Origin of the sequence: Nodosilinea sp. LEGE 07088 (assembly GCF_015207395.1) — a bacterium.
Taxonomy (GTDB): Bacteria; Cyanobacteriota; Cyanobacteriia; order Phormidesmidales; family Phormidesmidaceae; genus Nodosilinea.
The window spans coordinates 1-21,711 of sequence record NZ_JADEWX010000101.1 but is presented as its reverse complement, the minus strand read 5'-3'; the positions used below and the strand labels follow the sequence as shown (position 1 = coordinate 21,711).

The window sequence follows — 21,711 nt, the reverse complement described above, 5'->3', positions numbered from 1 at the left end:
CCCCCAAGGATCGGTTTGAATCGGCTGGACTACGTTGCCACCAGCGGCGATCACGCGATCTAGCGTGGTGTCTAGATCCGCGACTCGCAGAGCCAGGTCGCCAATGCCCGGTGGGTGTTGGCGCCGGTATGCCTGGGTTACCGGGGGCGTGGCTTCTAGCAAGAGCGGTACCTGGCCCAGGTAGATCAGGGCTCGCTCCGTCTCATCCGATGGCGGCCTGGCCCCGGCACAACTACCGCCCCAAGCATTGACAAACCAGTCGAGCCACGGGGCTACCGCATCCACGTAAAAACTCAAATGGTTGAATTCCATAGGGCAATATCACTCGGGTTATCTCGGTGTTATTGGAGCACAAACCTACCGCCCTCAGCCTTACCTTTGAGAAGATTTTCGTTTAGATACCTAGATCCTAACGTCGTAGACTAGCCCGATTTCTGGTTGGCTACGGCCACCACCTGGTCTTGCGTGGTAGCGGCGTAGCTGTTGGCAGGGTAGCGATCGAGATGGCGAAATAGGGCCACAGGCTTCTGCACCCGACAGGAATAAAACTCGACGATGACCTCGGCATCTTGCCGCAGCACCACCTTAGGCGAGAAATCTTCGGGGGTTTTAGTGCGCCACTGCCAAGAGATTTTCTGGGGGGGCGCGGCTACAAATCGGTGGTGGGTCCATCGAGCATAGCGGCCAAAGCGACCAAATTCTCTCACTTCGCGGGTGAAAATCGAAGCCGCTAGAAACGAAGCCAGCGAACCGTCCCCATCCAGACCATCCATGAGGTTGGTGAGCATACCCATGGGTTGAGGCGGTTGGTCTACCTCGGTCGCTTGCTCAATGGCTTCTTCTAGATATTCTGTCGTGCTCAGTAACCCTGGCAGCGCTGCTGTAGAGCCCATACCACCCTTGGTGTCTTGACGCAGGTAGGTGACCAGGCGAATGCCCGGGCGCATCCACAGGCCGGGCAGCTTGGTCAGGGCTTCGGCTGGATCAATCGTGCTGACAAACCAACGTCCGTCGACATTGGGAGACGGGACGTTGTCTTCGGGCATGTCTCCCACCCGAAACAGATCGCCCAGGGCATTGAGCGAGTCGGGTAGGGGGCCGTCATCCTCAATGTCGTTGGCCAGGCTAGCGCTGCCTGGCTGCTGTTCGTGGGTCGGCAGCACGAGGGTCTCGCGAATAAACTGGCTAACTTTTTGAACCGTGGCTAGGGGATATCTTTGAAACGACATGAATTACCAAGGCGGTGTTAGCGCGAAATAGAGGATGGTTTGGAGGGAGACTTAGCTACAGGACGATTTGAAATTGAAGATAGGGCCACCCCAAGGTTTAGATTGCCCTGAGGATACCCCTTAGCCGCGAATCGGGATTGCTTTGCCATTTAAATTATGAACATTTCTACACCTGAAACAAAGATTTAGGCACTGTTACCCAAGTGTTGTTGCGGTGGGACTGGTGGGCTAAATCCATCAAATGCTGCGATCGCACGCCGTCAGCGATCGAGGGTGTGGTAGCGCGGCCCTGGTCAATATCGTTAACCCAGTGGTTGACCACTCGCACAAACGGCGCCATCCGACCGTCGCTATAGGTCGTCGGAAACTGAAGCCGGGCTGGAATGGTTAGCACTTCGAGCGGCTTGCCCGCCTGGCTGCCCCAGAGCTTAAACCCGTGGACATAGTCGGTCAGGGTGTCGCTGCCCAGCACTAGGGTGCCGTTGTCGCCATAGACCTCGACCCAGTGCCCCCGCCCGGCGTAGGTGACAGAGCTAATCGCCACCTGGCAGGGGGTGCCATCGACGAAATCGACCATCAGACGACAGGTATCGTCGGCATCGACCGGTTTGAGTGCTCCGGTGGCGGGGTCGGGGCGCTGGGCAATGGTGGTGCTGAGGCGGGCACACAGCTGCCCAATCGGCCCAAACAGCCAGGTGAGGTAGTCGAAGCTATGGGAGGCAAATGCCCCTAGAGCCCCACCGCCCTGGTCTTGGCGAGAATACCAGTTCCAAGCGCGGCTGGGGTCGGCCCGGCCTGGTACCGTCCAGTCAACTTTGATCAAGCGCAGGTCACCCACGTAGCCCTCAGCCAACAGCTCGGCTAGGCGCTGCCAGGCAGGCACAAAGCGAAACTCAAAGTCGAGGGTGGCCACTAGGTGGCGATCGCGGGCTAGTGCCGCAATTTCCTCCGCCTCTGCCCCAGACAGGGCGGTGGGTTTCTCTAGCAGCAGGTGCTTGCCCGCTGCCAGCACTGTTTTCGCCTGCTCATAGTGCAAGAACGGGGGGGTGGCGACAGTGACGGCCTGCACCTCGGGCAAGGCTACGATCGCCGCCACCGTGTCGCCAGCATGGGCAATGCCGTGGTCTGCTGCGATCGCGCGTGCCTTAGCCAGATCGCGATGGTAGACCGCCACTACCTCAGTGCGGTGATGGGCCTTCAATCCTGGAATATGGACCTTTTGACCAAACCCGGTACCGACGACCGCTACCCCTAGGGACGCTGCTGCCATAGCTATCTCATCCATGCCGTTGTCAATGCCAGACACCAGTTAGATTGCTCGTGCCCTATCCCAGGGTAATGGTCGAACTGCGATCGCTACAATTAAACTGAGCAGTTTAGTTCTAGCCAATATCCAAATTTTTCTATGCAGGTTCCCTTGATTGGAAAGGTGCATCGCCCCCTAGTCTGGCTTTTGGCCGGGGTGGCCGCAGTAACGCTGGTGGCAAGCGCAGTTGGGTTTGGCCTCTGGCGCAGTCGCCAGAGCGCCTACAACATTGAGGAACTGACTGCCCTAGCTGCGATCGAGCCGCTGACGGTGCGGGTATCGGCCAGCGGTACGGTAAAGCCGGTACAAACCGTCAACCTCAGCCCTGAGAATGCAGGCATTCTAGAAGAGCTGTTTGTCGAGCAGGGCGATCGGGTTGAACCCGGCCAGCTGATCGCTCGCATGCGCAGCCGCGACACCGCTGCTCAGGTTGACCAAAACCGGGCAGCGGTGGCCGAGGCTGAAGCGGCCCTGGCCGACGTGCGCCGGGGCAGCCGCCCCGAAGAAATTGCCCAGGCCGAGGCCACCGTCGAGGCCAACCGGGCCCAGGTGCGCGATGCCCAGGCCCGGTTAGATCTGGCCACTAGCGACCTGGCCCGCCGCCAAAGCCTGTTTGACCGGGGGGCGATCGCCCAGACCGAGCTAGACAGTGCCGCCCGCGAGCAGCGCAGCGCCCAGGCGGCTCTAGAGCAGGCCCAGGCCCGCGTCACCGAGTCGCAGCGGCGGGTAGATGACCTGCGCAACCTGCCAGAACCCGAGGCGATCGCCCAGGCCGAAGCGCGCTTGGCCCAGACCCGTGCCCAGCTCAACGCGGCCCAGGTGCGGCAAGATGAGACCCTCATCCGCGCCCCCTTTGGCGGTACAGTGACGCAAAAATTTGCCACCGAGGGGGCCTTTGTGACCCCCACTACCTCTGCCTCTGACCTGTCCTCAGCCACCTCTACCGCCATTGTGGCCCTGGCCCAAGACCTAGAGGTGCTAGCGGAGGTACCCGAGGCCGATATTAGTTTGCTCCAGCCGGGCCAGGCCGTCGAGGTGGTGGCCGATGCCTTTCCGGAGCAGACCTTTGCGGGCCGGGTCAAGCTGGTGGCCCCCGAGGCCATTGAGCGGCAAAACGTCACGCTGTTTCAGGTGCGAATCGAGCTGTTAGATGGCAAAGACAGGCTGCGATCGAACATGAATGTCAACGTGGCCTTTATTGGCGATCAGCTGGCCGATGCCCTGGTGGTGCCCACGGTGGCGGTGGTCACCCAGGCCGGCGAAACCGGGGTGCTGGTGCCCGGCGACAAGGGTGAGATTGTGTTTCAGCCGGTGACCCTGGGCCCCCAAGTAGGCAACCAGATTCAAATTGTCAGCGGTATTGAGGCGGGCGATCGCGTCTTTGTTGATTTACCCCCCGGCAAATCCCTCGAAAACATCACTGTGCGGCAAGATCGTTAAAGCAAATCTCCTTCTAGCAGCCGCCCCAAAAGGACTCACCATGAATCCTAAAATTAAGCCCCCCCAGGCCATGGCAAGCTCAGCGTCCCTATACGATGCGGACTTTCAGCTGTGGATTGATAAAACCGTGACTCTCTTGAAAACCCATGATTTTGAAAATCTGGATCTGGAGAATTTAATTGAGGAGATAGACAGCTTGGGCAAAAGTGATAACCGAGCTATCTTGAGTAATCTCATGCGCCTCTGTGAGCATCTGATCAAAATCAAATATTGGCATGCTGAGCGCGAAGACTGCTTGAGAGGCTGGACGCTGGAGGTTAAAAATTTCCGGCGGCAAATCCGTAATCTTCTAAAAGATAGCCCCAGTCTCAAAGGCTACCTAGCCGAAAACGTTCTGACAGAGTATCAAGACGGTCGGGAGAACGTTCTGATTGCCAGCGGTCTAGGGTCAGCGCTCATCCCTGAGGTGCCCTTTTTGAGCCTAGAACAAGCCTTAGCAGAAGACTGGTTACCCACCTTCAGCGATTCAGATCCCTAACAGAATGCCCCTATGAACCTGCGAGAAAGCCTGTCGATGGCGACCAAAACCCTGGCTGCTAACCGCCTGCGCAGCACCCTGACCATGCTGGGCATCATCATTGGCAACGCGTCGGTCATCACCATGGTGGGGCTGGGCGAGGGGGCCCAGCGGTATGTCAACGCCCAGCTCGAAACCCTGGGGCCAAACGTGCTGTTTGTGGTGCCGGGCAGCCGCGAAACTCGCCAGCTCGGTTCCCTAGAGGTGCCGCGTACGCTGGTGCTGGCCGATGCGGCGGCGATCGCCCAGCAGGTGCCCTCGGTGACTGCGGTGGCCGCCGAATCGAGCGGTCGCCAGTTAGTCACCTTTCGCAACCGCAACGCCAATGTCAACGTGGTGGGCATTACCCCCGACTTTTTGACGGTGCGCAGCTTTGAAGTTGCCAGAGGCCGCTTTATCAGCGACCTAGATGTGACCCGCAGTGCCCAGGTGGCGGTGGTGGGTGCCACCCTGCAAGAGCGGCTGTTTGACAACGAGTCGGCCCTGGGGCAACAGATTCGGGTGGGAGGCGTCAATTTTGATGTGGTGGGGGTGCTCGAAAAAAAAGGGTCTAACCTGGGCCTCGACTACGACGACGCGGTCATGGTGCCGCTCACCACCAAGGCGAGTCGTTTGGCCGGCAGCGAGCGATCGCCCTACGGTATCGAAGTCTCGTTTATTACGGTGTCGGCTCGCGATCGCGCCAGCATGACCACCGCCGAGTTCCAAATTACCAACCTGCTGCGCCTGCGCCACAACATTCGCGACGAAGACGACTTCTACATCAGCAGCCAGGACACGCTGCTGACCATCGCCAACACGATCACCGGAGCGCTGACGCTGATGCTGACGGCGATCGCGGGCATCTCGCTCTTTGTCGGCGGTATCGGCATTATGAACATCATGCTGGTGTCGGTGCGCGAGCGCACCCAGGAGATTGGCTTGAGAAAGGCGATCGGTGCCTCCCAGGGCGATATTCTGGGGCAGTTTTTAATCGAGGCGATTATTCTCTCGGTGGCCGGAGGCGTCATAGGTACGACGCTAGGGGTGAGCGGTATTGTACTAATTGGGGTGTTGACCCCCTTTGAGGCGGGTGTTTCTGCTGGGCCAATCATTTTAGCAGTCAGTATTTCTGGGGGCATTGGCCTGTTTTTTGGCGTGTTTCCCGCCCGCCAGGCCGCCAAGCTCGACCCCATTGTGGCGCTGCGAACGGCCTAGCATGGCGGGATAGCCCTCGCCTGATGATCAATCTATGCAGATTCGCACAGCTACTGCAGCCGACTTACCCACCCTCGCCGCCCTGTATCGAGACACGGTGCTCACCAAGGCCCCCCAGTACTACACCGCCGCCCAAACCCAAGCCTGGGCCACCGTGGATGCCGAAAGCGATCGCTTTCGCGAGTTTATTTTGGGCGTCACCACCTACGTCGCCGAGAACACCACTGGCATGGTTGGCTTTGCCGGCCTTGGCAACGATGGCCATGTGGCGTCGGCCTACGTGCGCCACGACTGTCTGCACCAGGGCATTGGTTCGGCCCTGATGCAGGTGGTGCTCGACCGCGCCCAGAAGAAGCATCTCCAGCGACTCTACGCCGAGGCCAGTGAGTTTAGCCTGGGGCTGTTTCAGAAATTTGGCTTTAGCCAGTACGCCACCGAAGTGGTCGATCACAACGGTGTGCAATTTACCCGCTACCTGGTGGAGCGAATTGTGGCCGAGACGCCGTAGGGGCACAGCCGACTGTGCCCCTACGGATCTTATTTTCTAGCTACGCCATCCACCCGGGCGGCGTGCTTGACCGCCGAGGCGACAGCGGCCGAAACGCGCTCATCAAACACCGAAGGAATGATGTGCTCACGATTGAGTTCGTGGGGGTTGACCAAGGCTGCGATCGCATAGGCTGCCTCCAGATACATTGAGGGCGTAATCTCCTGGGCTCGACAGTCGAGGGCACCGCGCAGCACGCCAGGAAACGCCAGCACGTTGTTGATCTGGTTGGGGTAGTCGCTGCGGCCCGTAGCCATCACCGCCACCGTGCCAGTCACCAGTTCGGGCTGAATTTCGGGAATCGGATTGGCCATGGCAAACACAATCGGGTCCGGGGCCATGGCAGCCACCATGTCTACGTTTACTACCCCCGGTGCGCTCACCCCTAAGAAGATATCGGCCCCGACCATGGCATCGGCCAGGGTGCCCGACTCGGCCACCGCAAACCCTTGTTTTTGGGCATTCAGGTCGTCGCGACTGTGGGAAAGAATGCCCTTCGAGTCACACAGTACGATGGTCGAGGCCCCGGCCTTTTGCAGCAGTTTGGCGATCGCCACGCCCGCCGCCCCAGCCCCGTTGATCACCACCTTGACCTGGCTGAGTGACTTGTTGACCAGCTTGAGCGCGTTCACCAGCGCCGCCAGCGTAACAATGGCGGTACCGTGCTGGTCGTCGTGGAACACCGGAATATCTAGCTCTTGTCGCAGCCGCGCCTCGATCTCAAAGCAGCGAGGCGCGCTGATGTCTTCCAGGTTGACGCCACCAAAGACCGGAGCCAGCTGCTTCACCGCAGTCACAATGGCGTCGGTGTCCTGAGTATCCAGACAAATGGGGAAGGCATCCAGCCCGGCAAATTTCTTAAACAGCAGCGCCTTGCCCTCCATCACTGGCAGGGCAGCGGCCGGCCCCAGATTACCCAGCCCGAGCACGGCGCTGCCGTCGGTGACGATCGCCACTGTGTTGCCCTTAATGGTGAGGTCATACACCCGGTCTGGGTGCTGGGCAATTTCAACACATACTCGCCCCACGCCCGGAGTATAGGCCATGGCCAGGTCGTCTTGGTTGTGCAGCTCCAGCTTGCTCTCAACGCTGATTTTGCCGCCCTCGTGGATCTGGAAGGTGCGATCGCAAACCTCCAGAATCTCAACCGCTTCAACGGTTTTCACCGCTGCAATAATGTCTTCTACATGTGCCTCGCTGGAGGCGTCTACGTGGAGTACTCGCACCATGTCATAGCGGGTGCGGTTAATCAGCTCAAAATCGCCCAGGTTGCCTCCGGCTTCGGCGATCGCCTGAGTTACCCGGGCCAACATGCCGGTTTTGTTGGGAATTTTGAGTCGTAGACTGAGACTGTAACTGGGGTTGGGGGTGAGAGTTGCCATGCCAAAACCTTTGGGCGATCGCGCCAGCGAAATAAAAATACCGTCGTCAGGGAATATTAAAACTAATCACTCAGTTTAGGCGACCACGCCCTCCTCAGCACTGTACTCCCAGTGTGTGTGAAAATAGCCGTAGCAACTGTTACCCACGCACGGTATCCTGGCTACCCCCTCGCCGCCATGCCCAGTCTCTATAGCGAAGTCACCATTAATGCCCCCCGCTTTGCTGTTTGGGATGCGCTTGTGCGCAAAGAAGAATGGCATCGCTGGAATACGTTTCTCTACGACTGCGATCCCAACCTGCCCATTCGTCCCGGCGGCGAAATTTTTTTAGCGCTGCGCCGCATTGAAGGTGAAGACGAAACCGAATTTCAGCCCCGCGTGCTGGTAGTTCAAAAAAACTATTGCCTGCAATGGATTTCCACAGGCCCCGGCTTCAAAAGTGAGCATGTCTTTGAGCTCAAAGACGTTGGCCCCAACCGCACCAAATATATTCACCAAGAACGCATCTCTGGCTTCCTGTCCCAGGCCTTTCTTCCCTTCATCCGCCGCGATGAGAAAGAAGGTATTCGCCGCATGGCTCGGCAGATTAAGCGCTACGTTGAGTACCACTATCGGCGACAGTGGTAATCTAAGCAATACTGAGGGGCATGAGTATTAATCGCTACCTTTCGCCTAGATGTCTGTGGTTATATTAATGAGGGTTTTTATTCGAGAGTGGCACCGCTATGCCTAAATTTCCTGGTGGTTGTAACTTGGCTGTTGCGTAGGAACCTGTGGGCCAGGCTCACTGTCCCATACCCTTGACTTGATCACGCTAGACTCTGAGGCGGAAATAACCCAGCTGTTTACTCACGCGGCAACCCTCATGATATCTAGAATTCCCGTTCTGCCTTCTGCCTTTCGGTACTAGTGATCAAGCTCTGTTGATATAGTGCCTTAATTATGAAAGCTCATTTTATTGGAATCGGTGCCCATAAAGCTGGCACTACCTGGCTGCACAAAAATCTAAACAAGCATCCTGAAATATGGCTGCCACCCAAAAAAGAACTGCACTACTTTGATCGAGCCAAGAAATATCCTTCCCCCAGTCACTTAAGCTGTTCTAGAAACCTGCTCCAGCGTCTTGTTGGGCTTAAAAAAGTTGACAAGTCTTACAGAACCGAGCTACTTCATTCTATATATTTTTTCTTGAAAGATCCGTCGCTAGAAAACCTGAGATGGTATTTTCGCTATTACCTTGGTCGGCATGACGATGAGTGGTATCTATCTCTACTCGACAGAGAGGTTGAACTCATCTCAGGAGAAATAACGCCTGCCTATTCCATGTTAGACGAGTCAGATGTTGCAGATGTTTACAACATGCTACCCCATGCAAAGGTAATTTTTCTGCTTAGAAATCCGATTGATCGAGCCTGGTCAGCCATTCGATACCGCAAGAAACGCAGGCGTAGCAGGGAAGATATCACCAGTATGTCTGTGGAGCAGTTAGCAGATATTGTTAATAATAAGTCATTCGAATTGCGATCTGATTACATCAAAACGCTGAGAATTTGGCAGGATAAATTTTCTCGAGAAAATCTTTTCATTGGTTTTTACGATGAGATCTTAGCTGATCCTGAAAAGTTGTTGTTGCGCATATTCCAGTTTTTGAGCGTTGAGAGTTCTAATCAATACATTTCTGCTGACTTTAAGAAAAGAGTAAATCAGTCGCCTAAAAAAGACATACCCCAGGATCTAGAATTTTATCTGGCAAAGAAATTCTATCCGCAGGTTAAAGAGCTGAGTTCTACTTTGGGTGGGTTTGCAGACCGCTGGCTAGTTGATATAGAAGAGATTCTGGCTCAGCCTCAATCTAAAGAGGTATCAGCTTAAAACAGGGCAGACTTCCTAGGAAGCCGTCAGGAGCGAGGAGCGTGCTACCTGCTGGCCTAAATTCCCCATGCCCAGACCTCGGCTGACGTTGATACTCCTCTAAATCTCTAGTACTCGAAGGCTGAAATATGTCTACCGTTTTGGATCGCTTGGCTCCCTAACTCCCCTGCTCCCTAGCCCTAAGGAATAGTATCTAAACTTGCGCCGTGGAGTACTAGGCATCTATTCAAGGATAGGAACTCAAGATAGGCTGGTGATGACGACCGAATGGCGATCGCAGCGTTGCATATCCCTAGGGGAAGCTGCCTGTAGTTATTTTCCACAATTTCTGGCCTTATCTGTTAAGCTATAATTTCGCCAGCCATCCGGTCTGCGTTGGCAAATAGAATTTGCCTTACCGCCATTCTTTTGATCTCATTCACTGCTCTTATGACTGGGCCCAGGTTGATTTGGGATAGGGGCACCATTCGGAGCATAAAATTTCATGGATTTTCAGCAACTCGGTCTTGCGGCCGGTTTACTTCGCGCTGTGTCTGATCAGGGCTACATCGAGCCTACGCCCATTCAACAGAAAGCGATCCCCGCTATTCTCGACGGCCAAGACATGTTGGCCAGCGCTCAGACCGGTACCGGCAAAACCGCCGGGTTTACCCTGCCAATGCTGCAACGGTTGAGCACTCGCTCAAGCAATGGTCGCCGCATTCCCCGGGCGCTGATTCTCACCCCCACTCGCGAACTGGCGGCTCAGGTGGGTGACAGCGTCACCACTTATGGCAAGTACATGCCCTTCCGCGCGGCGATGGTTTACGGCGGCGTTAGCTTTGGTGGGCAGGCCCGCCAGTTGCGCCAGGGAGTAGATATTTTGATCGCTACACCGGGTCGCTTGCTCGATCATGTCAGTCAGGGCACCGTTGACCTCAGCGCGGTTGAAATCTTGGTGTTGGATGAGTGCGATCGCATGCTCGACATGGGTTTCATCCACGACATTCGCAAAATCATGGCCCGGCTACCCCAAGAACGCCAAACTCTGATGTTCTCGGCCACCTTTTCTAAGCCGATTCAGCAGCTGGCCCACACCCTTTTAAACTCACCGGTGCAGATCGAAGTCGCCCCCCGCAACACCGCCGCCGAGCGGGTCGAGCAGGTGGTGCACCCCGTCGATCGTCATCGCAAACGCGAGTTGCTCTCCCACATTATTGGCTTCCACAACTGGCAGCAGGTGCTGGTGTTTACCCGCACCAAGCACGGTGCCAATCGTCTGGCTGAGCAACTGGCTAAAGATGGGCTCAAGACTGCCGCCATTCATGGCAACAAAACCCAGGCGGCCCGCGCTCGCGCCCTCAAAGATTTTAAGCAGGGACGAGTGCGAGTGCTCGTGGCTACCGATGTCGCCTCCCGTGGCATCGATATCGACCAGCTTCCCTACGTGGTCAATTTTGAGTTGCCCAATGTGGCCGAAGACTATGTACATCGCATTGGTCGCACCGGACGAGCCGGCAACGAGGGCCGCGCTGTCTCTCTCATCTGTGATGAAGAACTACCATTACTGGTGAATATTGAACGACTGCTTAAGCAGTCGCTGACCCAGGATGTTGTGGCCGGGTACGAGCCCTCTTTCTCCCCCGATACCTCGACGGTTAAAGCCGCTAGGTCTCCTGGTAAGCCTCGCCGCCGTCAGCAGTCCCATCGCCGCAGCGGTAGCAGCAGTGCTCCTCGCCGTGCTGGAGCTGGCACTAGGGGGTAGGCGATAGGATATCGAATAAGGCTTTCTTTGGCAGCGCGCATGAGGGCATACCTGATGTGCGCTGTTGACTATTGGGTCGCCTCTTTTTGGAGAGGGCTTTTTATAGAAGGCTGTCACGCTTCAGGGTATATGCCATCATGGTCGCATGGGTACCGCGTGCCTCCTCGCCTGCCTGGGGGCGGCGCTGGGTAAAGGTACCGTCAGCATCCATTTCCCAGGCCTGTCGATTGTCGGCCAGCAACGTGTCGAGAATCATCTGTAGCTCTTTGTTCAACCCTGGGTCTTCGATGGGAACGACGGCCTCAACGCGGCGATCCAGGTTACGGGTCATCCAATCGGCACTGCCAATGTAGTACTCGGGCTGCCCGTCGTTGTGAAAGCAGAAAATACGGGAGTGCTCCAGAAATCGGCCGATCACGCTAATGACGCGAATGTTGTCGCTCACCCCAGTCATACCCGGGCGTAGGCAACAAATGCCGCGCACGATTAGGTCAATTTCGACCCCAGCTTGGGAGGCCTCGTAGAGCAACTTGATAATGCGAGCATCGACTAAGGAGTTCATCTTGGCGACTATTTTGCCCTTGCCGCCACTTTGGGCCTGGTCAATCTCACGGTGAATCAAGGCTTCCATGCGATCGCGCAGCGTCAGCGGGGCCACCAGCAGTTTGCGATAGGCCTGCTGGCGGGAGTAACCAGTGAGAGAGTTGAATAAGTCGGTGAGGTCTGCGCCTAAATCATCGCGGCAGCTCAGCAGACCCAGGTCGGTATAGAGTTTCGAGGTCTTGGGGTTATAGTTGCCGGTGCCAATATGCACGTAGCGACGAATCTCATCCCCTTCTTCTCTCACCACGAGGGTGGTTTTGGTGTGGGTCTTAAGCCCCACAATGCCGTAAACCACATGCACGCCCGCATCCTCTAGCTTTTTAGCCCACTCAATATTATTGGCTTCATCAAAGCGCGCCTTGAGCTCCACCAAGGCTACTACCTGTTTGCGGTTGGCGGCGGCGGCAATCAACGCCTTAACAATGGGCGAATCGCCAGAGGTGCGGTAGAGGGTCATTTTGATGGCCAGTACCTTGGCATCATTGGCCGCTTGGGTAATAAACTCCTGTACCGATGCCGTAAACGACTCGTAGGGATGATGCATCAAAATGTCGCCTTCGCGCAGGGTGGCGAAAATGTTGGGGGGATGCTCTGAGTAGCCCTTAGCATCGTCACCGTCGAGATCGACCACTGGCTTCAGTCGAGGCGGCACCAGGGCGGCCCAGGGCTGATCTTTTAGCTCAGGTAGCGGCAGGGATAGAAAGAAAAAGAGATCGCTCAAATTTAACAGCCCATCAACTTCGTAGACGCGATCGCGACCGACCTTGAGCTCACCCATCAGCCCCGCTTTCAGGTCTTCGGGCATCGTGCTCTCCACCTCTACCCGGCACACAAACCCCTCTAGCCGCCGCTTACTGATCTCTTTCTCGATCGCCAAGAGCAGGTCATCGGCCTCGTCTTCTAACACCGGAAAGTCAGCATCGCGCGTAATTCTAAACAGGTGGTGCCCCACAATGGCCATGCCTGTAAACAGGTAGCCTAGGTTCTCCGCAATGACCTGCTCCAGAGGCACCCCAATCCATTGGCAGGGTTCTCCCTGATAGGTGCGGAGTGGTTCGGGCATGCCGACAAATCGCGGCAGACTGCTGGGCACCTTAACCCGAGCAAAGCGCTCAAGGCCGGTTTCAGGGTCGGCCACCCGCACCGCTAGGTTCAGGCTCAGATTTGACATGCGCGGAAACGGGTGCGACGGGTCGACGCTCAGGGGAGTCAGCACCGGAAAGATCCGCTTCTCAAAGTAATCTCTAAGAAAAAAGATTTGCTCCTGGGTGAGGTCACGGTAATTTTGCAGATATATGCCGTGCTCCGTGAGAGCCGGGCGGAGCTCATACTCAAAAGTCTGGTGCTGAAGCGCTACCTCCTTAACCAGATGCGATCGCATGATCTCGAGCTGCTTAGCTGGGGCTGTTTGATCAGGCGTCCTGGGATGTACTCCTGCCTCCGCCTGCTCCATCACCCCAGAGATGCGCACCATGAAAAACTCATCGAGGTTAGAGCTATAAATCGCCAAAAACTTGAGCCGCTCTAGCAGCGGAGTGCGTGGGTCCAACGCCTCATGCAGCACTCGCTCATTAAAGCCTAGCCAACTAACCTCTCGGTTAATGTAATAGCGAGGGTCGCTGAGATCAACACTCTGCTCAGCGAGATCAGCTCTAGTCATAGTGTCATCAGCCCTCAAATTCTTGTGCAGGCATGATATCTGCGTAACCTAATGATTGGGTTAAGGTGCCAAGACTCATCCAGCAGACCAGCATTCTAAGTAGATGAGATTAAAGTCAGCAGAATCATCCTGGGCTGTCACGCTCAGTGATACTCTAAATGATGGCGCTTTAAAATGTAACAGTAAATTAAAAGCGCCTCAAACAGCTGATCATACGAGATAGGCGCAAGCATGGTCACCACAGCAGAACAGACAAACATTGGCTACATTACTCAAGTTATTGGCCCAGTTGTAGACATCAAGTTTCCGGCTGGCGAATTGCCAAGAATCTACAATGCCCTCAAGATTCAGGGCACGAACCCCGCAGGAAACGAAGTTTCCGTCACCTGCGAAGTCCAGCAGCTCCTGGGCGATTCCCAAGTGCGGGCCGTTTCCATGAGTGCCACCGATGGTCTCGTGCGGGGTATGAAAGTCGTCGATACTGGTCTTCCCATTAGCGTGCCCGTAGGCACATCTACCTTGGGTCGTATCTTCAATGTCCTGGGTGAGCCCGTAGACGAGAAAGGGCCCGTCACTGCCGATACGACCTCTCCCATCCACCGCTCAGCGCCTAAGTTTACCGATTTAGAAACCCAGCCCTCAGTGTTTGAAACGGGTATTAAAGTGATTGACCTGCTGGCTCCCTATCGTCGGGGCGGTAAAGTTGGGCTGTTTGGTGGTGCTGGTGTGGGCAAAACAGTGCTCATCCAAGAACTGATCAACAACATTGCTAAAGAGCACGGCGGTGTGTCGGTGTTTGGCGGGGTCGGCGAGCGCACCCGCGAAGGTAACGACCTCTACAACGAATTTATCGAATCGGGCGTGATCAATGCCGATGACTTGAGCAAGTCGAAGGTGGCCCTAGTCTATGGCCAAATGAATGAACCCCCTGGGGCTCGTATGCGGGTCGCCCTGTCGGCCCTGACCATGGCCGAGTACTTCCGCGATGTCAATAAGCAGGACGTACTGCTGTTTATTGACAACATTTTTCGGTTCGTGCAAGCGGGTTCTGAGGTGTCTGCACTGCTAGGCCGCATGCCGTCTGCTGTAGGCTACCAGCCCACCCTGGGTACCGACATGGGTGATTTGCAAGAGCGTATCACCTCTACTCTGGAGGGTTCGATTACCTCGATTCAGGCCGTATATGTACCTGCAGACGACTTAACTGACCCAGCGCCAGCAACTACCTTTGCTCACCTCGATGCCACCACGGTGCTGTCCCGCGCCCTGGCCTCTAAGGGTATTTATCCTGCGGTAGATCCTCTCGATTCTGCCTCTACTATGCTGCAGCCCAGTGTTGTCGGTGAAGAGCACTATCGCACTGCTCGAGCCGTTCAATCTACCCTACAGCGCTATAAGGAGCTGCAAGATATCATCGCTATTTTGGGCTTAGATGAGCTTTCTGAAGACGATCGCACGGTTGTAGCCCGTGCCCGTAAGATTGAGCGCTTCCTCTCGCAGCCTTTCTTTGTCGCTGAGGTGTTTACCGGTGCCCCAGGCAAGTACGTTTCCCTTGAAGACAACATCAAAGCATTCAACCAGATTTTGTCTGGTGAGCTAGATGAGATCCCTGAGCAGTGCTTCTATCTCAAGGGTGGTATTGAAGAAGTGTTCGAAGCCGCTGAGAAGATTAAGGCTGAGAAGTAGCTTTTTGGTTGAGGGCCAGTTAATAGTTGGCCCTCAAGATCTGATCGTCCCTATTTCATCCTTGCTATGGCATTAACTGTTCGTGTAATTGCTCCCGATAAAACTGTTTGGGACTCTGAGGCAGACGAAGTCATTCTGCCCAGCACCACTGGTCAGCTGGGTATTTTGGCTGGCCACGCTCCGCTGCTCACCGCCTTGGATGTGGGGGTAATGCGGGTAAGAGCCGATAAAGAGTGGGTACCCATTGCGCTCATGGGCGGTTTCGCCGAGGTCGATACCAACGAAGTGATTATTTTGGTCAATGGTGCTGAGCGCGGCGACGCCATTGATGCAGTTAAGGCTCAGACGGCTTATCAAGAAGCTGAGGAGCGCCTGAGTCAGACCAATGCAGACGATAAGCAGGCTACATTTCAGGCGCGTCAAGGCCTGAAACGTGCTAGAGCCAGACTTCAGGCGGCTGGTGGCCTTAAATAGGCAAGGTTAGCCCTATCGACAAGCTGTCTGCTCTGCTGCAAAACGCAAAAGCCCGCTGATTGATGAAACCAGCGGGCTTTTGCGTTGATTGGGGAATGATTGCTGAACCTATCTCTCCAGAGCAATCATGAGCTACCGGTAAAGGTAATCTCGGGAAAGCGATCCTGGGCCTCGGTTAAGGGCTTGCCCTTACCTTCTTCTTGCCAATAGTTAATAATCTCAGTAGCCTGGTTGAGAATCTCAACCCGCTCCTCTTCTTCGATCCAGGGCTTGCTTTCAAGCTCGGTTTTCATTTGTTCCCAGGCATCGTTACGGGGCCAGAAGAAGTAAGAGGTGAGCGGGCTAGTGCCCTTACCTACCACCTGATCAACAGCCAGCGCAACGTCTTTTTCGAGCCAGAGTACTTTGAGGACAAATCTGGACAAGTAGACCTCCGCTGCAACTTAAAAAATACTACAGTCTATAATTCTACCACCTTAGCTACAGCCTTTACTTCAAGTGTGCATTTTATGACTTCTATGGCACCTCCGGTGGCGATCGCAGTGTTTGATATCGATGGTGTACTGCGGGATGTGGGCAATTCTTACCGGCGCGCCTTGGCCGACACCGTAGAAGAATTTACGGGTGGGGGGTATCGTCCTACCTCCGAGGATATCGATTGCCTCAAGGGCGAAGGGAAATGGAATAACGACTGGGAAGGTTCCCAAGAAATGGTGTTGCGATATTTTGAGGGGCAGGGGCAACGCCGCGATGCGATCGCCTTCGACTATGACCAAATCGTAGATTTTTTTCAGCGCCGCTACCGGGGGCCTAACCTTGCAGACCCAAACCAGTGGACAGGCTACATTACCCAAGAGCCGCTGCTGGTAGATGCAGAATATTTTGCTCAATTAAGTCGCGATCGCATTGCCTGGGGCTTTTTTAGCGGAGCCACCCGAGGCTCAGCCAGCTTTGTGCTAGAGCGACGTCTAGGATTGATAGATCCAGTCGTGATCGCCATGGAAGATGCCCCTGGCAAACCCGACCCGACCGGGCTCTTGGCAGCGGTTGATGTGCTCACGCAGCGGCAGCAGTTGTCCGATGACCTGCCGGTAATCTATGCCGGCGATACCGTGGCCGATATGCAGACCGTTGTGCAGGCCAGGCAAATAGGCAGTGCTAAACGCTCCTGGATTGGAGTTGGGGTGCTGCCACCCCACGTGGTTACTGGATCTGACACCTATCGGCAAGGCTACGGTGAAGCACTAAAAAAAGCCGGAGCTAATCAGGTGATTAGCCAAATCAGCACCCTAACGGCCACCTACATTGAGGGACTGCACTCCCGATGATTCCAAATCCTGGTTGTATACCCCTGACGGTTAGGGGCAAATGGTCGTTTGCCCCTACGAGACCCCTGTTTTGAACCGTGGTTTCTCAATGCGGATTTCGTATCATTAGAGGTGGCACAAGCCTCCTGGGGAGCACTCAAAGCCAAATAAAAAAGGAGGTGCCATGCACCTCCTTTAGTTTCCCGAGCGCGGGTTTGTTGTGATGGCTCAGCGATAGAGGCCGGGGTCTTGCAATCTCAGCGATTACTGAACAGCGACCTTACGGCGGCGGTGGGTCGCTACACCGGCCATTCCTAAGACGGCTATACCAAGCAGCGCAGAGGGCTCGGGTACGTCTTTGGCAGGAGGTGCCCCGGCCTGAATGCCTCGGACCGCAAAGACAACGTCGTTGTAGTCGAGGTCGCCACCGCCGACGATGTCCTCAAAGCCGAGAATAATCCAGTCGTTGTGTTGAAAGCCCACCACATGCTGTAAGCCATGAGGGTTTTTTGCCGCGTTGGTGCCCAACATGGCGGTGCCGCCGTTTGCACCGTTTGACTTAATGCTGAAGTCGAGTTGGGTTGGGCCTGCGAATTTGCCCAGGCTAACGCCCTGCCCCAGGGTCAAGGGACCATTTGCATTTCTCAAAATGCTGTCGGGGGAGGAAACGTCGCTGAAGATCATCTCCGATTTTTGGAGATTGCCCATGTCGTCGTAGGCGCTGTAGAAAAGCTGGTTGCGATAGCCAGCGCCCTCGTTGATGAAGTAGACCTCGACCGGGTCTACCCCATTCCAAAACAGCTTGCTGGTGTCGAGCTGATAGCTGTCGAGAAAAGCCTGAGTCTGGGCCTTACGTTCCCCTCGAGTCAACGATTTCACTGCTTCTAACGTATCCGAAGACTCTATCAGATTCATGTTCTTGAGGTCTTTAAACCCTAGATCATTGGCGAATTCGTTAGGGTTAAGCGAAGGGGGAGCGAGTTGGGCTTGGGCGGGGGCGGTAGCCACAACGCTGACGGACAAAGCTGCGGCCGCAGCGAGTCCTACTTCTAAGAGGTGACGGTTGAAAAACATCTCCTGATACCTGGCTAATAGTTTAAGTGTGGTTACATCGGACACCCGCCACTACGGGAGGGTCTAGGGTGAGCAGACTGGCCTACGGGCTGCCCCAACTGGGACAGTCTCTGACCGAGGCTGCTCTAAGGCCTATATAAACTGGCCTCCTATGGTTCCAATTTACTCGCTGGCTCTTGAACCAGCCTGGGTAGATGCCACAGGTCATGGATGAAGATTACGTAATTTGGGCAATAATCAGGTAAAAAATATTGCCAAAAATACGGACATCGGTGAGGGCTTAAGCACTTTACTCATTTGCCCATAGCCCATAGCAATAGCTGGTAGGTTAGGGATGTTTACACACAGCGTAGAGGGATGGGGCAGAAAGTTTGACACATTCTCTGCTAACCACGACCAATCAGAGGTTAGTGTCTAGCTTATCTAGATCAATTAGGACGACGTAATGGCTAAAGCTGACCCTCACCGCCTCAAACTCTCCCAACTGCGGGCGTTGGTAGCCATTGCTGACCAGGGCTCCTTTAGCGATGCCGCTCTGCATATGGATCTATCTCAGTCGGCGGTGAGCCATGCCATTGCCACCTTAGAAGAGTCGTTAGGGGTGCTGCTGCTGCACCGAGGGCGTCAGGGGGCAGTCCTCACCTCAGTGGGCCAGCTGATCACTGAGGACGCCCGAGATGTGCTGCGATCGCTCGATAATCTGTGCCACCAGGCTGATCAAGCCAAGGGGCTGCAAACCGGAGAAGTTCGGATCGCCGCCTTTCGCAGCGTGGCAACTCACATGCTGCCCGAAGTGATTCGCCAGTTTCGCCAGCAGTGTCCGGAGGTGGCCGTTGCGATCGATGAGAAATTTCACTACGAGATGGTAGAAAAAGATCTTCGCCAGGGGCGGGCAGACGTGGGGTTTACTTATCTACCTACCCATGCGGAGTTTGACCAGTGGGAATTACTGCGCGATCGCTACATCGTTTTGTTACCCCCAAGTTCTCAGCCGCCACCAACACCCCTTAGCTGGGCAGACCTAGCCAACTATGCTCTGATTTTGCCGCCGCCCGATGACGGCGATCGCCAGTATCTCGACCGTCTGCTCAACCGCTGGGGACAACAGGTGCATCCAGCCTATATGGTGCGTGAAGACTCAACGATAGTCAGTATGGTTGAGCGGGGCTTGGGGGCGACGATCATAGCAGCCCTAGCCGCCGAACCGATTCCGGCTGGTCTGCGCGTGGCTGAACTCCCCGAGCCCTTGGAGCGGGTAATTGGTGTGATTGTGCTCCGCGATGCTCTTTTATCGCCGCCAGTGTACGCTTTTCTAGACCAGCTCAAGGCGATTTGGCCCGAGGCCCTGCCCCATCGGTCTCAATCAGGGCCAAATCGCTGGGCAGAAAAGCGTTGAGCGCTGCGCAAAAGCCAAAAAAAGCCCCAGCGGCAAGCTGGGGCCAAGGGTCGTTGTTGTTTTGGAGGCAGGTTGAACGGTGTTCCCAATCTCCAATCTTGTCTACAGTCAAGTCCCTATAAATTACGGACAGTTACTCATTTTTCTGACAAATGGATAGTTGCCTTCTAGAGGCCCATGGCCTGGGCTAGCGTCACGACGTCGGCGTTGAGCCCACCTTTTACCTGATTTCGGCTGTGGGCGAGCGTACTTAACCCAGACCTTGACATCTTTGCCCAAGTGCTGCGCTAAGACCGGCATTGCAATGAGAGGGGTGTTGCCTTCGCACAGGGTGATCATGGGGGTTTGTCTGAGACAGGTAAATAGGCGCAATAGGTCTCAATTAGCCCTAGTACTCGGTGGCATAAATGACCCAAGTATTTATGAGACCAAAGGCTTACCCGTGTAGGTCCACTTGAACGGCTTTGCCATCGTGCGATTGAAATAATCGACAAAGGCCAAAATCTTCGCTTTGAGTTGGGCTTTGCTGGTAAAACTCGAGCGTCTGAGCAACGTGCGAACCAAGATGCTGAACCAAATCTCAATTTGATTGAGCTACGAGCAATGCTTGAGAGTAGTCAACGACCAGTCGGTGGTTGGGGTTGCTCAAGAAGGCTGCTCGAGTCGCCATGGACTGGAGAATGCCAGTCTTACCCTTTGTCCCTAACTCAATCGGCTTATCTTCCAGTTCTGCAACCAACCGGACGAGGGATTCCGATTGGTGAGTATTGAGGCAGTCCATGACCAGATAGATCTTGGGGGCCTCTGGCGATTGAGCGAGTAACGCTCTGAGATGGGTCTCGAGGTCCTGCTCGGTGCGAGTATCACCAACGGTGGCCTGATCCACCTGTCCCGTGGCAACATTGAACGACGCCATCAGAGACTGACCCTCCCCGGTATCTGCTCACTGATGCCTTGAACTGGGAAAGTGGTCGAATTTTCGCACCTGGACCTATCGGTGGCCAAAGCCTGCTTCGACCAGGGGCAATCCGTCGCTGAGGTTCTGGAGGTGCTGATGCCTGCTTAGACTCCATAACTCTGCCCAAAATGTAGACCTTCGGTGTAACCTTCCAAGTCGTGTGATCACCTGCTTCACAATATCTCGCTCTGTCGTGGTGGTGTTCATTGCACTTCAGAAAGCTACTACTTACTCACTAAATAGACTTGGTGAAACTTTGAAGCGATCAGACAAGATTTTTGCTTCTACCTTGCTAATCGCTCTTGTGCCATTCACAATCTCTGACACAACTGTTGGAGCCAATCAGACCCACCAGATCGGCAGGCTTAGTATCGCTAGCTTCTAAAATATGGTTGAGAACCCCTACAGGCGATGCCTCCGACATGGGGTAATATTCTGCCTCATAAGCTTCCACCAGCAAAACTAGTAGTTTGCATAAGGCTGTTTGTTCAGCCGTTCTATTCTGGTTAAAGGCCAAGGATTCCACGACGGCTAAGGTTTGCTCATATTCCGCCTCAGTCTCGATAACCTTTGGAGTCATCTGTGAGAGCAAATCGGTGAAGGCTATCCGACCAAAAGTGCTATCCATGATCATCGTGTAGCTACCTACCCAACATATTCCAACTTTGGCGAGATCGGACTACCCGACTCTGAGGCAAAGCTCAAGAAAATCCGCTCTGGAGCAATCCCACCCTTGAGCAAGTCTTGGGTAATGCTCTGTTCCATGCCATCATACTCAATCCATACCTTGTCATCTTGAACGGTGATGTAAATCAGATTGCCTTTAACTCGATGGCCTCTATCCCAGCCGACCTGCATCAAGGCATAGCGCCCCTGCTCATCATCAAATATCGTATCCAATCGAATCTGCCCATGAGATGGCACGAACTGGGCGTAGCGGTTGATCACCTGTTTTACGATGTCTCGATCTGTCGTGGTGGTATCCACTGCGTTACCTCCGAGAGTTCTACATCTACGATAAGCAAATTTAGCGGCAGGTCGCGTATCACCAGTTCCCCGATGGGTTCATTAAAAATATCGGTAAAGGTATTCTCATCAATCGCTAAATATAAGCTGTTACGCATCTAAATTGCATTAATCGAATTTCCCTTATTTTTCACCTTGCGATGCCAATTTATAACTAAATCCCCCTCATTGAGAAGTTTGTTGATAAGGGCTTCAAGATCTTCAATCGACTTAAATAAACGATTTGAAATGAA

General features: G+C 54.8%; 22 protein-coding genes and 2 pseudogenes. 11 read left to right on the top strand and 13 right to left on the bottom strand.

The window, feature by feature from the left end:
- The 3 genes from IQ254_RS19695 to IQ254_RS19685 form a co-directional block, all read right to left on the bottom strand.
- Positions 1-312 (bottom strand): VOC family protein (locus IQ254_RS19695; protein ID WP_228040895.1); only part of this gene is annotated, 312 nt, incomplete at its 3' end.
- A 110-nt stretch (positions 313-422) separates the two neighbouring features.
- On the bottom strand, positions 423-1,229 hold the full coding sequence (locus IQ254_RS19690) for a hypothetical protein (RefSeq protein ID WP_193967866.1): 807 nt from the start codon (positions 1,227-1,229) through the stop codon (positions 423-425).
- Between the two features lie 166 nt (positions 1,230-1,395).
- The gene (locus IQ254_RS19685) at positions 1,396-2,499 is read right to left on the bottom strand and encodes a Gfo/Idh/MocA family protein (RefSeq protein WP_193967865.1); all 1,104 of its coding nucleotides are present in this window, start codon (positions 2,497-2,499) and stop codon (positions 1,396-1,398) included.
- A 135-nt stretch (positions 2,500-2,634) separates the two neighbouring features.
- Here IQ254_RS19685 and IQ254_RS19680 point away from each other — a divergent pair, with 135 nt between their 5' ends.
- Genes IQ254_RS19680 through IQ254_RS19665 form a run of 4 tightly spaced genes read left to right on the top strand, consistent with a single transcriptional unit; the run spans position 2,635 to position 6,257 of the window.
- A complete protein-coding gene (locus IQ254_RS19680) occupies positions 2,635-3,975 on the top strand; it encodes an efflux RND transporter periplasmic adaptor subunit (RefSeq protein WP_193967864.1) in 1,341 nt (446 codons plus the stop codon).
- A gap of 40 nt (positions 3,976-4,015) precedes the next feature.
- On the top strand, positions 4,016-4,513 hold the full coding sequence (locus IQ254_RS19675) for a DUF29 domain-containing protein (protein ID WP_193967863.1): 498 nt from the start codon (positions 4,016-4,018) through the stop codon (positions 4,511-4,513).
- 12 nt (positions 4,514-4,525) lie between these two features.
- Positions 4,526-5,749: an ABC transporter permease gene (locus IQ254_RS19670; protein ID WP_193967862.1), complete on the top strand. Its 1,224-nt coding sequence runs from the start codon at positions 4,526-4,528 to the stop codon at positions 5,747-5,749.
- 34 nt (positions 5,750-5,783) lie between these two features.
- Positions 5,784-6,257, top strand: a complete 474-nt coding sequence (locus IQ254_RS19665) for a GNAT family N-acetyltransferase (protein WP_193967861.1) — start codon at positions 5,784-5,786, stop codon at positions 6,255-6,257.
- A gap of 29 nt (positions 6,258-6,286) precedes the next feature.
- Here the strand turns inward: IQ254_RS19665 and IQ254_RS19660 are convergent, their stop codons facing one another.
- Positions 6,287-7,678: an NAD-dependent malic enzyme gene (locus IQ254_RS19660; RefSeq protein ID WP_193967860.1), complete on the bottom strand. Its 1,392-nt coding sequence runs from the start codon at positions 7,676-7,678 to the stop codon at positions 6,287-6,289.
- Positions 7,679-7,855: 177 nt separating this feature from the next.
- On the opposite strand from IQ254_RS19660, the gene IQ254_RS19655 reads away from it, so the two are divergent.
- The 3 genes from IQ254_RS19655 to IQ254_RS19645 all read left to right on the top strand — a co-directional run bounded on the left by IQ254_RS19655 (position 7,856) and on the right by IQ254_RS19645 (position 11,294).
- Positions 7,856-8,305, top strand: a complete 450-nt coding sequence (locus tag IQ254_RS19655; RefSeq protein ID WP_193967859.1) for an SRPBCC domain-containing protein — start codon at positions 7,856-7,858, stop codon at positions 8,303-8,305.
- A gap of 315 nt (positions 8,306-8,620) precedes the next feature.
- On the top strand, positions 8,621-9,550 hold the full coding sequence (locus IQ254_RS19650; protein WP_193967858.1) for a sulfotransferase: 930 nt from the start codon (positions 8,621-8,623) through the stop codon (positions 9,548-9,550).
- A 484-nt stretch (positions 9,551-10,034) separates the two neighbouring features.
- On the top strand, positions 10,035-11,294 hold the full coding sequence (locus tag IQ254_RS19645) for a DEAD/DEAH box helicase (RefSeq protein WP_193967857.1): 1,260 nt from the start codon (positions 10,035-10,037) through the stop codon (positions 11,292-11,294).
- A gap of 100 nt (positions 11,295-11,394) precedes the next feature.
- Here IQ254_RS19645 and ppk1 read toward each other — a convergent pair whose 3' ends face one another.
- Entirely contained in the window at positions 11,395-13,557 is a 2,163-nt protein-coding gene (gene ppk1 / locus IQ254_RS19640; protein WP_193967856.1) for a polyphosphate kinase 1, read from the bottom strand.
- 231 nt (positions 13,558-13,788) lie between these two features.
- Here ppk1 and atpD point away from each other — a divergent pair, with 231 nt between their 5' ends.
- Both atpD and atpC read left to right on the top strand, forming a co-directional pair.
- Positions 13,789-15,243, top strand: a complete 1,455-nt coding sequence (atpD, locus tag IQ254_RS19635) for a F0F1 ATP synthase subunit beta (protein ID WP_193967855.1) — start codon at positions 13,789-13,791, stop codon at positions 15,241-15,243.
- A 66-nt stretch (positions 15,244-15,309) separates the two neighbouring features.
- Complete coding sequence (gene atpC / locus IQ254_RS19630; RefSeq protein WP_193967854.1) at positions 15,310-15,717, top strand: ATP synthase F1 subunit epsilon; 408 nt, start codon at positions 15,310-15,312, stop codon at positions 15,715-15,717.
- Positions 15,718-15,842: 125 nt separating this feature from the next.
- Here atpC and IQ254_RS19625 read toward each other — a convergent pair whose 3' ends face one another.
- Positions 15,843-16,142 (bottom strand): 30S ribosomal protein PSRP-3, encoded by a 300-nt coding sequence (locus IQ254_RS19625; protein ID WP_193967853.1) that lies wholly within the window; start codon positions 16,140-16,142, stop codon positions 15,843-15,845.
- Positions 16,143-16,226: 84 nt separating this feature from the next.
- Here IQ254_RS19625 and IQ254_RS19620 point away from each other — a divergent pair, with 84 nt between their 5' ends.
- A complete protein-coding gene (locus tag IQ254_RS19620; protein WP_193967852.1) occupies positions 16,227-17,045 on the top strand; it encodes a TIGR01548 family HAD-type hydrolase in 819 nt (272 codons plus the stop codon).
- 243 nt (positions 17,046-17,288) lie between these two features.
- Here IQ254_RS19620 and IQ254_RS19615 read toward each other — a convergent pair whose 3' ends face one another.
- Positions 17,289-18,047, bottom strand: coding sequence for a DUF4114 domain-containing protein (locus tag IQ254_RS19615; protein ID WP_193967851.1), 759 nt, complete (start codon positions 18,045-18,047; stop codon positions 17,289-17,291).
- Positions 18,048-18,543: 496 nt separating this feature from the next.
- Here IQ254_RS19615 and IQ254_RS19610 point away from each other — a divergent pair, with 496 nt between their 5' ends.
- A complete protein-coding gene (locus IQ254_RS19610) occupies positions 18,544-19,494 on the top strand; it encodes a LysR family transcriptional regulator (RefSeq protein ID WP_193967850.1) in 951 nt (316 codons plus the stop codon).
- A 246-nt stretch (positions 19,495-19,740) separates the two neighbouring features.
- On the opposite strand, the pseudogene IQ254_RS33740 reads toward IQ254_RS19610, so the two are convergent.
- From IQ254_RS33740 to IQ254_RS33730, 6 genes and pseudogenes are all read right to left on the bottom strand, one after another.
- Positions 19,741-19,910, bottom strand: a pseudogene (locus IQ254_RS33740) (threonine synthase); the annotation flags it as partial.
- Positions 19,911-20,074: 164 nt separating this feature from the next.
- A complete protein-coding gene (locus tag IQ254_RS19605; RefSeq protein ID WP_193967849.1) occupies positions 20,075-20,410 on the bottom strand; it encodes a transposase in 336 nt (111 codons plus the stop codon).
- A 334-nt stretch (positions 20,411-20,744) separates the two neighbouring features.
- Positions 20,745-21,080 carry a type II toxin-antitoxin system HigA family antitoxin gene (locus IQ254_RS19600; RefSeq protein ID WP_228040894.1) on the bottom strand — a complete coding sequence of 112 codons (336 nt, stop codon included), beginning with the start codon at positions 21,078-21,080 and terminating at the stop codon, positions 20,745-20,747.
- Positions 21,081-21,097: 17 nt separating this feature from the next.
- Positions 21,098-21,439: a XisI protein gene (locus IQ254_RS19595; RefSeq protein ID WP_193967848.1), complete on the bottom strand. Its 342-nt coding sequence runs from the start codon at positions 21,437-21,439 to the stop codon at positions 21,098-21,100.
- A complete protein-coding gene (locus tag IQ254_RS33735; protein WP_193967847.1) occupies positions 21,406-21,576 on the bottom strand; it encodes an element excision factor XisH family protein in 171 nt (56 codons plus the stop codon). Before IQ254_RS33735 ends, IQ254_RS19595 begins: the two co-directional genes overlap by 34 nt.
- Positions 21,577-21,711 (bottom strand): annotated as a pseudogene (locus IQ254_RS33730) (IS630 family transposase); the annotation flags it as partial.

Excerpts from the sequence above, each read along its gene's own strand:
- IQ254_RS19670 (WP_193967862.1), top strand. The coding sequence starts at position 4,526 with ATGAACCTGCGAGAAAGCCTGTCGATGGCGACCAAAACCCTGGCTGCT.
- IQ254_RS19605 (WP_193967849.1), bottom strand. The coding sequence starts at position 20,410 with ATGGCGTCGTTCAATGTTGCCACGGGACAGGTGGATCAGGCCACCGTT.
- IQ254_RS19685 (WP_193967865.1), bottom strand. The coding sequence starts at position 2,499 with ATGGCAGCAGCGTCCCTAGGGGTAGCGGTCGTCGGTACCGGGTTTGGT.
- IQ254_RS19620 (WP_193967852.1), top strand. The coding sequence starts at position 16,227 with ATGACTTCTATGGCACCTCCGGTGGCGATCGCAGTGTTTGATATCGAT.
- IQ254_RS33735 (WP_193967847.1), bottom strand. The coding sequence starts at position 21,576 with ATGCGTAACAGCTTATATTTAGCGATTGATGAGAATACCTTTACCGAT.
- IQ254_RS19610 (WP_193967850.1), top strand. The coding sequence starts at position 18,544 with ATGGCTAAAGCTGACCCTCACCGCCTCAAACTCTCCCAACTGCGGGCG.
- IQ254_RS19675 (WP_193967863.1), top strand. The coding sequence starts at position 4,016 with ATGAATCCTAAAATTAAGCCCCCCCAGGCCATGGCAAGCTCAGCGTCC.
- atpC (WP_193967854.1), top strand. The coding sequence starts at position 15,310 with ATGGCATTAACTGTTCGTGTAATTGCTCCCGATAAAACTGTTTGGGAC.
- IQ254_RS19680 (WP_193967864.1), top strand. The coding sequence starts at position 2,635 with ATGCAGGTTCCCTTGATTGGAAAGGTGCATCGCCCCCTAGTCTGGCTT.
- IQ254_RS19600 (WP_228040894.1), bottom strand. The coding sequence starts at position 21,080 with ATGGATAGCACTTTTGGTCGGATAGCCTTCACCGATTTGCTCTCACAG.
- atpD (WP_193967855.1), top strand. The coding sequence starts at position 13,789 with ATGGTCACCACAGCAGAACAGACAAACATTGGCTACATTACTCAAGTT.
- IQ254_RS19655 (WP_193967859.1), top strand. The coding sequence starts at position 7,856 with ATGCCCAGTCTCTATAGCGAAGTCACCATTAATGCCCCCCGCTTTGCT.
- IQ254_RS19650 (WP_193967858.1), top strand. The coding sequence starts at position 8,621 with ATGAAAGCTCATTTTATTGGAATCGGTGCCCATAAAGCTGGCACTACC.
- IQ254_RS19665 (WP_193967861.1), top strand. The coding sequence starts at position 5,784 with ATGCAGATTCGCACAGCTACTGCAGCCGACTTACCCACCCTCGCCGCC.
- IQ254_RS19645 (WP_193967857.1), top strand. The coding sequence starts at position 10,035 with ATGGATTTTCAGCAACTCGGTCTTGCGGCCGGTTTACTTCGCGCTGTG.
- ppk1 (WP_193967856.1), bottom strand. The coding sequence starts at position 13,557 with ATGACTAGAGCTGATCTCGCTGAGCAGAGTGTTGATCTCAGCGACCCT.
- IQ254_RS19690 (WP_193967866.1), bottom strand. The coding sequence starts at position 1,229 with ATGTCGTTTCAAAGATATCCCCTAGCCACGGTTCAAAAAGTTAGCCAG.
- IQ254_RS19660 (WP_193967860.1), bottom strand. The coding sequence starts at position 7,678 with ATGGCAACTCTCACCCCCAACCCCAGTTACAGTCTCAGTCTACGACTC.